At 70.1% G+C, this 9,329-nt stretch carries 13 protein-coding genes; 7 read left to right on the top strand and 6 right to left on the bottom strand.

Annotation, left to right across the window (positions count from 1 at the left end):
- The first annotated feature begins 53 nt into the window (after window positions 1-53).
- On the top strand, window positions 54-776 hold the full coding sequence (locus ISU10_RS18280) for a GntR family transcriptional regulator (protein WP_370865648.1): 723 nt from the start codon (window positions 54-56) through the stop codon (window positions 774-776).
- Here the strand turns inward: ISU10_RS18280 and ISU10_RS18285 are convergent.
- Window positions 773-1,126: a DUF8819 family protein gene (locus ISU10_RS18285; protein ID WP_194697865.1), complete on the bottom strand. Its 354-nt coding sequence runs from the start codon at window positions 1,124-1,126 to the stop codon at window positions 773-775. The two genes, ISU10_RS18280 and ISU10_RS18285, sit on opposite strands and share 4 nt — an antisense overlap.
- 94 nt (window positions 1,127-1,220) lie before the next feature.
- Between ISU10_RS18285 and ISU10_RS18290 the strand changes: the two genes are divergently transcribed.
- Genes ISU10_RS18290 through ISU10_RS18300 form a run of 3 tightly spaced genes read left to right on the top strand, consistent with a single transcriptional unit; the run spans window position 1,221 to window position 2,643 of the window.
- Entirely contained in the window at window positions 1,221-1,931 is a 711-nt protein-coding gene (locus tag ISU10_RS18290; RefSeq protein ID WP_194697866.1) for a copper homeostasis protein CutC, read from the top strand.
- A gap of 23 nt (window positions 1,932-1,954) precedes the next feature.
- A complete protein-coding gene (locus tag ISU10_RS18295; RefSeq protein WP_194697867.1) occupies window positions 1,955-2,239 on the top strand; it encodes a DUF4031 domain-containing protein in 285 nt (94 codons plus the stop codon).
- A complete protein-coding gene (locus ISU10_RS18300) occupies window positions 2,239-2,643 on the top strand; it encodes a VOC family protein (protein WP_194697868.1) in 405 nt (134 codons plus the stop codon). Before ISU10_RS18295 ends, ISU10_RS18300 begins: the two co-directional genes overlap by 1 nt.
- Here the strand turns inward: ISU10_RS18300 and ISU10_RS18305 are convergent.
- The 5 genes from ISU10_RS18305 to ISU10_RS18325 form a co-directional block, all read right to left on the bottom strand.
- Window positions 2,640-3,233: an HD domain-containing protein gene (locus ISU10_RS18305; protein ID WP_194697869.1), complete on the bottom strand. Its 594-nt coding sequence runs from the start codon at window positions 3,231-3,233 to the stop codon at window positions 2,640-2,642. The two genes, ISU10_RS18300 and ISU10_RS18305, sit on opposite strands and share 4 nt — an antisense overlap.
- Before the next feature lie 64 nt (window positions 3,234-3,297).
- The gene (locus ISU10_RS18310; protein WP_194697870.1) at window positions 3,298-4,278 is read right to left on the bottom strand and encodes a magnesium transporter CorA family protein; all 981 of its coding nucleotides are present in this window, start codon (window positions 4,276-4,278) and stop codon (window positions 3,298-3,300) included.
- Between the two features lie 44 nt (window positions 4,279-4,322).
- Window positions 4,323-4,868 carry a dihydrofolate reductase family protein gene (locus ISU10_RS18315; protein WP_194697871.1) on the bottom strand — a complete coding sequence of 182 codons (546 nt, stop codon included), beginning with the start codon at window positions 4,866-4,868 and terminating at the stop codon, window positions 4,323-4,325.
- Window positions 4,869-4,939: 71 nt separating this feature from the next.
- On the bottom strand, window positions 4,940-5,341 hold the full coding sequence (locus ISU10_RS18320; protein ID WP_194697872.1) for a VOC family protein: 402 nt from the start codon (window positions 5,339-5,341) through the stop codon (window positions 4,940-4,942).
- Between the two features lie 84 nt (window positions 5,342-5,425).
- Window positions 5,426-6,781, bottom strand: coding sequence for a transaminase (locus ISU10_RS18325; protein ID WP_194697873.1), 1,356 nt, complete (start codon window positions 6,779-6,781; stop codon window positions 5,426-5,428).
- Window positions 6,782-6,824: 43 nt separating this feature from the next.
- Between ISU10_RS18325 and ISU10_RS18330 the strand changes: the two genes are divergently transcribed.
- The 3 genes from ISU10_RS18330 to ISU10_RS18340 all read left to right on the top strand — a co-directional run.
- The gene (locus tag ISU10_RS18330; protein ID WP_228501290.1) at window positions 6,825-8,504 is read left to right on the top strand and encodes an FAD-binding dehydrogenase; all 1,680 of its coding nucleotides are present in this window, start codon (window positions 6,825-6,827) and stop codon (window positions 8,502-8,504) included.
- Window positions 8,505-8,651: 147 nt separating this feature from the next.
- The gene (locus ISU10_RS18335) at window positions 8,652-8,801 is read left to right on the top strand and encodes a hypothetical protein (RefSeq protein ID WP_194697874.1); all 150 of its coding nucleotides are present in this window, start codon (window positions 8,652-8,654) and stop codon (window positions 8,799-8,801) included.
- Window positions 8,802-8,911: 110 nt separating this feature from the next.
- The coding region (locus ISU10_RS18340) for a DUF222 domain-containing protein (RefSeq protein ID WP_194697875.1) at window positions 8,912-9,329 on the top strand (418 nt) is incomplete at its 3' end.

The raw sequence follows: 9,329 nt of genomic DNA on the forward strand, positions 1-9,329 counted from the left end.
ATGTCTGCGGGTATTTGCCCCGTTGACCCTTCCACCGCCCTATCGTTCGGCATGTGGAACAACTGCTCCACGCCGCGGGAAGCGGCGCCCTGAAGCACGTACAAGTGCGCGAGTACGTTCGCGCCCTCGTGCGTGACGCCGAACCCGGCGCCCCCGCACCGTCCGAGCGCGAGCTCGTGCAGCAGTTCGGCGTGGCCCGGATGACCGTTCGCCAGGCCATGGACGCGCTGGTCACCGAGGGGCTCCTCGAGCGCATCCCCGGTCGCGGCACGTTCGTCGCCCGCCCCCGCCGCGGGGTCGGCCGGCTCACCAGCTTCACCGAGGAGATGTCGCGCGTCGGCCACACGGCCGAGAACCAGACGCTGCACGCCCGCCTCGGCCAGGCCGGTCCCGGTGTGGCCCGTGCGCTGGGCATCACCGCCGGTGACGCGGTCATCCACTGGAAGCGACTGCGCTGCTCCGACGGCGAGGTCATCGCCATCGAGGACGCCTACCTCAACGAGATCCTGCTCCCCGGCTTCCTGCAGGCGCCGCTGCCCGCCAGCCTCTACGAGGAGCTGAGCGCGCGCGGCCTGCGACCCACCTGGGCCGAGGACACGGTCACCGCTGACGTCGCCTCCGCCGACGAGTCCGACCTACTCGGTGTCGCCGCCGGAGCCTCCGTGCTGCGTCAGACCCGGCGCGCTCTGGCCGGCGACGCGGTGGTCGAGGTGTCGCGGTCGTGCTACCGCTCCGACAAGTTCACCCTGCGCGTACAGCTCGGCAGCGAGAGCTAGGCACTCAACCCGCCGAGGGCGCCCAGAGCGGCGACCTCCTGGCCGGTCTCCTCGCACACCCAGACGGGGTCGGGGCCCCCGAGGTCGGGCTGGATGTAGAGGGAGTGCTCGGGTCCCTCGCAGCCGACGCACAGCGGCCACCGGCCGATCGTCTCGAGCAGCGCGTCCTGCACGTCCTGGGCGACCAGCCCGGCGACGTACGGCTCGCCCTCGGGCCACTGCTCGGCCCACCACTGGCGCTGCGAGATCGCGTCCTCGAGGTGCGAGACGGCCTCGGGCGTAGCGCAACCGCACGCCGCGAGGTCGGCGAGGACGAGTGCGCGAGCCCCGAAGATCAGCGATGCGTCCACCCAGCCGATTCTGCCCCGCCCCCCCTGAGACCGCCTCCCGGGCGACTTTCGCAGCCTGACGCGCCCTGGGCCCCGGTGCTCCTACAGTGAGCACATGGCTGGGGGCGCGCCGTTGCTCGAGGTGGCTGTCTCCCATCCGCGCGACGTGCCAGGAGCCGCCGAGGGCGGCGCCGGACGGCTGCACGTGGCCATTCGCGGTGAGACGTGCTCGCTGTCCCCCGAGCCGGGACTCGTGTCCGCGATGGGCCGCGAGTCCGAGCTGCCCATGTTCGTGCTGCTGCGGCTCAACGACTCGTGGACGACGACCGGCGGGGAGCTCGAACGTCTGGTCGGGCTGGCCGAGGACTACCTCGCGTGCGGCGCCACCGGCGTCTGCTTCGGCTTCCTCGACGCCGACCTCGAGATCGACGTCGCGACCTGCACGGCCCTCGCCGAACGTCTCCCTCAGGTGCCGTGGACCTTCACCCGGGCCGTCGACTCGAGCCTCGACCCGCGGCGGTCGTGGCGTCGTCTGCTGGCGTTGCCGCGGCTGCTGCACGTGCGGTCGGCAGGCTCCCCGCGCGGCATGGACGTCGGCTATGACGACCTGCTGGCGACCGCCGCGTCCGACCCGGTGATCGCGGCCCGCCTGATGCCGGGCGGTGGGCTGGCTGCCGAGCACGTGCCCTGGCTGGTGCGCGAGGGCGTGCGCGCCTTCCACGTGGGCCGGCAGGTGCGGCCGGGCGGCTCGGCGAAGGCCTACGTCGACGCCGGCTACGTGCGCTCCTGGCGGACGCTGGTCGACGATGCGATGGCCAGGATCTGAGGTCGTCTTGTGAAGGTGGTGCCGTGATCGTCATCGACCCGCCCGCCGTACCCCGCTACGACCGGATGTGGTCGCACCTGGCCAGCGACACGTCCTACGACGAGCTCCACCTCTTCGCTGCCGAGCTCGGCATCCCTGCGCGCGGGTTCGACCGCGACCACTACGACGTACCGTCGGAGTACTACGCCGCGGCCGTCGCTGCTGGTGCCGTCCCCGTCTCCTCGCGGGACCTGGTGGTGATGCTGGTGCGAGCTGGGCTACGACGGAGGAAGCGCGCCCGACCCGAACGTCTCGTCGAGGAGGGCTGATGCGCGGACGCACGAACCGGGATGCCACCACGGACCGCTGGCAACGCAAGGACTGGTGGGGAGTGAACGTGGAGGCGCCCGACCCGCCAACGCTGTTGCGGTTCTGGTCGGAGGTCCTCGGGGTGCCGATCCATGACATCGACGACAACGGTGGCTCCCTCGACTTCGGCGAGGGTGTCGGCTCCTTCACCGTGCAGAAGGCCGAGATCTACGAGCCTCCCGTGTGGCCGCCCGAGCCGGGGAGGCAGGGCATGCAGATGCACATCGAGGTCGAGGTCGAGGACCTCGCCGCCGCCGTGGAGCACGCGATCGAGCTCGGTGCGACACCGGCGGAGCACCAGCCGCAGGACGACGTGCGGGTGATGCTCGACCCGGCCGGCCATCCGTTCTGCCTCTATACCTAGGTCTCGAGGCGTCGCAGCTCCGCCTCGACGTTCGCCCGGGCGCGGGTCTCCCAGTGCTCGCAGGCGTGCGGCGTGTGGAACAGCGAGTCCTTGGCGAGGAGCTCGCGCAACACCGCGGCCCTGCCCCGGCAGAACAGGTCGTCGGGCACGTGCGCGTACTCGCGGCGCACGTCCGCGACGTACTCGGCGTAACGCTGCGGCGAAGCCGCCAGGATCGCGAGGTCGGCGTCGGAGAGGATGCACCCGTTGGGGTCGTCGCCGGCCGGGCGGTGCTGCTCTGTCAGGCGCACGAGCCGGGCCACCTCGTCGGCCTCGGGGCGCCTCGCCAGCGCAGAGAGGGCCCACTGCGCCGAACGTTCCTCGGCTCCTGGTCGGCCGTCGTACACGCCGTCGTGGAACCAGGCCGCCAGGCGCACGGCGAGACCGTCGAACTCCTCGCCGGCAGCGGCCAGCTCGTCGATGCGGTCGAGAACCTCCGTGAGGTGACGGGTGTCGTGGTAGCCACGGTCGCCGTCGTAGGCGGCCTGCAGCTCGTCGCGTACGTCGGCGAGGTCGTCGCCGAGTGGCCACCGGGCAGCGAGGTCGGACACCGGCCCATCGTGGCAGGCGGCCTGACGGGTTGCCGCACGCACCGCCAAGTACGACGGAGCGCCGTCACCACCAGCCCTGGCGGCGCGCCCAGGTGAGCAGCATCAGGCTGATGGTCACCATCACCACGAGGATGATGATGAGCTGGGTCCAGTGCGTCGACTCGTTGACGATCACGTTCATGCCGTAGACCGATGCGAGCGCGGTGACCGGCAACGTGACGGCCGCGATCACCGCGAGCCGCTCCATGGCCACCGTCATCTTGGTGTGCACCTTGGTCTGGTAGAGCTCGATCACGCCGAACAGGAAGTGCGCCTCGCCGTCGGCCAGCGAGCGCACCCGGTCGAACTGGTCGGCCACGTCGCGTGCGAACGCGCCGTCGACGTCGTCGGCCATCCGGTTGATGCCCGCCAGCCGCATCCACACGTCGTGGCACTGGGCGGCCATGGTGCGCGTGGTGATCAGCTCGTGGCGGATCAGGAACATCGTCTCCAGCAGCAGCTCGGGGTCGGTGAGCTTGGACGACATCACCTCGCTCTCCAGGCCGGGAAGCTTCAGCGCGACCTCGCTGATCACGGACCGTTGCCGGCGTGCGACGGCCGAGGCCACGGCGTACGACAGCTCGCTGGGCGACTTAGGGTGGAAGCGCCCGCTCTCCAGCCTGGCCAGCACACCGGACGTCTCGACCAGCGCCACCGAGACGTCGAGGTCGGGGTTGATCGGTCCATGCACGGTGACCAGGAAGTGGTGCCCGATGATCTGGTCGAGCTCGAGCAGGTGGACGTGGCCGGCGCGGCCGAGGTACGGCGACTGGGTGGTGATGAAGACGTGGTCCTCGTAGGCGTGCACGGTCGGCACGTAGTTGCGCTGCTGACAGCCCTCGATCACCAGGGGATGGCACCCCAGGCCGGCGAGCACCGCCTCGGCCTCGGCGTCCCAGCTCGGCACGTCGATCCAGTAGAAGCCGTCGTCGTGGGAGAACAGCTCCACGACGTCTTCGGCGTCGCACGAGCGGATCCCTTGCCCGTCGATGAAGCGGACCTCCACGCGCCCAGCGTGACTGTCGCCGGTCGAGCTTGTCGAGTCCCCGCTCACGCAGGTCCGTAGCAGAGGTGGACCACGCCGTTGTCGTAGACGTCGTGGGCCTTGAGCTCCAGCTTGTGCTGCTCGCCGTCCACCCAGAACCGCTCACCCTCACCGAGCGCAATCGGGTAGACGAACAGGTGCAGCTCGTCGACCAGCCCGTCGCCCAGCAGAGCCCGCACGAGCCGCCCACTCCCGGAGATGTAGATGAAGCCGTCGCGCTCGTCCTTGAGGCGGCGGATCACGTCGGCGTCGTAGGCGCCGATGCGCGTGGTGTTGGCCCACTCCTCGGCCGGCTCCTGCGAGCCGACGACGAGCTTCTCGGTCTGGTTGAAGAAGTCGGCCCCGGGGTCGTCCTCGACGGTGCGGTGGCGCCAGGCAGGCGCGAACATCTCATGGGTACGGCGGCCCAGCAGGATCGTCTGTGCGCTTCCGGTGATCTCGGCGAGGGTCTCGCCCATGCGGGGGTCCCACCCGAACTCGAAGGTCCAGCTGGGCGACTCGAAGACTCCGTCGGCGGAGATGAACTCGTGGACGGCGATGGTGGCGGTCATGTCGGTTCCTTTCGGAGTGGCTGTGACCATGCCACGAACGGAGCCTCGCCGATCCGACAGACCCTCGAGGATCAGCCCATCTGCCGGTCCATCTGCTGGTCCATCTGCTGGTCCATCTGCTGGTCCATCTGTTGGGCGAGACCGACCACGTGTCCCTGCGGGTCGGCGATCAGCGCGAACCTGACGCCCGGCACGTCGACGGGCTCCTGCACGACGCGACCGCCCAGGCGCGTGGCCGACTCGATGCTCGAGCCGATGTCGTCGACGCCGACGAAGAACGTGACGAGGTCGCCGTCGCCCTGCAGCGGGCTGATCGCGGTGTAGAGCGCGTCCGGAACGCCGGTGTCGACGAACGTGTAGCCGGGGTAGGCGCCCTCGGTGGGGTAGGTCCAGCCGAACAGCTCGCCGAAGAAGGCACGCGTGGCGTCAGGGTTGCTCGAACGGATCTCTGCGTGCACGACGGGGTGGCCCATGGTCGTCCTCCTGGTCCGGGGCCTTCCGGGCTGGTCGGCCGCTCACCTCGATGACGTGCGAGCCGGCCGGAAATCGACGGATCGTCAGACCAGCTCGGCGATGAGAGCGCCCAAGGCGTCGACGTAGGCATCGACGTCCTCGTCGGTCGCGGCGACCGAGCAGGTCGGGCCGGCGCCGATGATCGCCTCCCACACCCCGCGGTTGGCGAGGTAGACGCGCATCAGGCGGCGAAGCGGTACGTCGAGAGTCGCCTTCGCCTCGCTCGCCGTCCGTGGCAGGACCGGGCAGAACGACAGCCCGCTGCGCGGCCAGAACCGGTGCGTCGTCCAGTCGAGGCCGGCCGACGCCACGATGCCCTCGATGCCATCGGCGAGCCGCGAGCCCAGCCGTTGGCTGTGGGCGTAGGCCTCCTCGGTCAGCACCTCGCTCATCGCCGCACGTGCTGCTGCCATCGACAGCGGGTTGCCGAACAGGGTGCCGCCGACGGCGACCTGCGGTGTGTCGTCGTCACGCCCGCCGGGACGCTGCAAGACGGCCGCCACCTCCTCGGTCATGCCGTAGGCCCCGAGGGGGATGCCTGCAGCGATCGACTTCCCCACGGTCACGAAGTCGGAGGCCAGGGCCCACATCCGGGTGAGTCCGCCAGGTCCGACCACCTGCGTGTGCGTCTCGTCGTAGGCCAGCAGCGTGCCGGTGCGTCGGGTCACCTCCCGAAGCCCCGCATGGAAGCTGTCGTCGGGCATCAGCAGACCCACGTTGTTGGTCGGCGCCGGCTCGGTGATCACGACCGCCACCTCGCAGCCGGCCAAGGCGCGCTCAAGGGCGTCGAGGTCGTTGAAGGGCACGATGAGTGTCCGTGCCGTGACGTCGTGCGGCAGTCCCGCTTCCTCCGGCACCAGCCGACCGTCGTCCAGCTCGACGAGCACGTCGTCGAAGTGGCCGTGGTACTTGCCCTCGAAGAACAGCACCTTCTCGCGACCCGTGATCGAGCGCGCGATCCGGATGACCTCGGTGTTGGCACTCGTGGCGGCGAGGGTGAACTGCCACTTGGGCAGGCCGTAGCGCCGCGCCAGCTCGCCGGCGACCCAGATCGAGTCCTCGGTGGGCAACAGGTACTGCGACCCCATCGCGACCTGCCGGCTCACTGCCGCGACGACCGGAGCCGGCCCGTAGCCGGTGAACATCGACATGTCCGCGATGTTGAAGTCGGCGTACTCGTGGCCGTCGACATCACGCAGTCGTGAGCCGGTGGCCGACTCGATGAACAACGGCGGATGGTCGTAGGACGTGCGCAGCCAGCTCATCGGCACGCCGTTGGGCATCACGGCCTGCCCCGACTTCCAGAGCTCCATCGTGCGCGGACGCCGCTCGACGAAGGTCGCGTCCTCGCGTCCCTTCAGCTCTGCCACCCTGCCCGGGTCCACCTGCGATGCGCCCACGATCGGAAGGTACCGGAGCGGCGACGTGCGGCTAGATTCAGCCATGGTCATCACACCGGACGCCATCGTCGTCGGAGCCGGACTCTCCGGACTGGTCGCAGCTCATGAGCTGACCGCGGCGGGAAAGCGCGTCGCACTGCTCGACCAGGAGAACCACGCCAACCTCGGTGGCCAGGCCTTCTGGTCGTTCGGCGGTCTGTTCATCGTCAACAGCCCCGAGCAGCGGCGACTGCGCATCCACGACTCCCTCGAGCTGGCCTGGAACGACTGGAGCGGCAGCGCGGGCTTCGACCGGCTCGAGGACGAGGACGTCTGGGCGGCTCGCTGGGCGCGGGCCTACGTCGAGTGGGCAGCCGGCGAGAAGCGCTCCTGGCTGGATCGACACGGCATCAAGCTGCTGGCCACCGTCGGCTGGGCCGAGCGGGGCGGCTCGCACGCCGACGGTCACGGCAACTCCGTGCCGCGCTTCCACGTCGCCTGGGGCACGGGGACCGGCGTGGTCGCGCCCTTCGTCGAGTACGCCGAGCAGGCCGCGCGCAACGGGCTGCTGACCTTCCACCACCGGCACCGTGTCGATGAGCTGCTCATCTCGGGCGGAGCCGTGACGGGGGTTCGTGGCACCCTGCTCGCCGACGACGAGTCGGCGCGTGGGATCTCCTCCAACCGGGACGTCGCGGGGGACTTCGAGCTCTCGGCTCCGGTCGTGGTCGTCACGACGGGCGGCATCGGCGGCAACCACGACATCGTGCGCCGCTACTGGCCCGAGCGGATGGGCACCCCTCCGAAGAGCATGATCACCGGCGTGCCGGCGTACGTCGACGGGCGGATGCTCGACATCGCCGCGGAGGCCGGCGTCCGGCTGGTCAACCGCGATCGGATGTGGCACTACACCGAAGGCGTGCAGAACTGGAGCCCGATCTGGCCCGGCCACGCCATCCGGATCCTGCCCGGTCCCTCGTCGATGTGGTTCGACGCCTTGGGTCGCCGGCTGCCGCACCCGTGCCTGCCCGGCTACGACACCCTGTCCACGCTGCGGCACCTGCGCGCGACGCCCGACATAGCGCAGTACGACCACTCGTGGTTCGTGTCCAGCCAGGCCATCGTGCGCAAGGAGTTCGCGCTGTCGGGCTCGGAGCAGAACCCCGACATCACGGGCAAGGACCTCCGCGCGTTCGTGCAGCAGCGGCTGCTCAACCGCAAGGCCACCGACCCGGTGGAGGCGTTCAAGACCTATGGGGCCGACTTCGTCGTGGCGACCACGATCGAGGAGCTCGTCGCCGGCATGAACAAGCTGGCCCCGGACGCACCACCGCTCGACCCGGCCGCGGTCCGTGCGCAGATCGCCGCGCGGGACCTGCAGATGGACAACACCTTCAGCAAGGACTCGCAGGTGATGGGCATCCGCAACGCCCGGCGTACGTTGAGCGACCGGCTCGGCCGGACGGCCGCGCCGCACAAGATCCTCGACCCCGCCCACGGCCCGCTGATCGGCGTCAAGCTGCACATCCTGACCCGCAAGACGCTCGGGGGCATCCAGACCGACCTCGACTCCCGGGCCTTGGCCGCCGACGGCACGGTCATCGACGGGCTGTACGCCGCCGGCGAGGTGGCCGGGTTCGGCGGCGGTGGAGTGCACGGCTACAACGCCCTCGAGGGCACGTTCCTCGGGGGCTGCCTGTTCTCCGGACGCGCGGCTGGTCGGCACGCCGCGCGCGCTGGTTGAGGAGGGCGCGCTAACGCCGGCTCCGCTGGTTGAGGAGGGCGCGCTAGCGCCCGCTCCGCTGGTTGAGGAGGGCGCGCTAACGCCGGCTCCGCTGGTTGAGGAGGGCGCGCTAGCGCCCTCACTCGTTACCAGACGACTCTGCTCCCGATGGTTTCGAGACGGTTGCTGCGCAACCTCCTCAACCAGCGGGAGCTGCGCAACCTCCTCAACCAGCGGGAGCTGCGAACCTCCTCAACCAGCGACCACCCCCCGCTGGTTGAGGAGGGCGCGCTAGCGCCCTCACTCGTTACCCGGTGAGAACCAAGCCAGCCGGGCCAGAAATTGGTGGGCCCAGCATGTGAGAAACCCCAGCAAAACCAGGGGTTCTGGGCCGTCGACTGTCGGTGCCCTCTGTTTGGATTTCACCTATGTCCAGCCAGTACGCCGAGCCGCTCGAGCGGCTCGAGGCCTGCCTGGACGAGCTCCTCGGGATCGCGGCGGTCTTCCGCACCACCACCGAGAAACAAGACCTGCTCCTCCGGGCGGCTCGGGCACGGACCAGGCTGCAGGCCCTCGAGACCGCGGTCCTCACCGTCGCCGACGACGTCGCCGACAAGGCCGGCGCCCGGTCCCCCGCAGCGTGGCTAGCCGAAGCGACCCGCGACGCCCACGGACGCCTACGTGACCAGGCCCGCCTCGGCACAGCCCTGGAGACCCGCTGGCACAAGCTGGCCAAGGCGTTCGGCAAGGGCGAGGTGAACCTGGCCCAGGTCAGAGTCATCGACAAAGCCCTCACCGACCTCCCCCAGGCCGTGGGGGAGGACCTGCTGACCAAGGCCGAGACCT

The sequence above is a fragment of the Nocardioides agariphilus genome (assembly GCF_015352445.1).
Classification (GTDB): Bacteria; Actinomycetota; Actinomycetes; order Propionibacteriales; family Nocardioidaceae; genus Nocardioides; species Nocardioides agariphilus.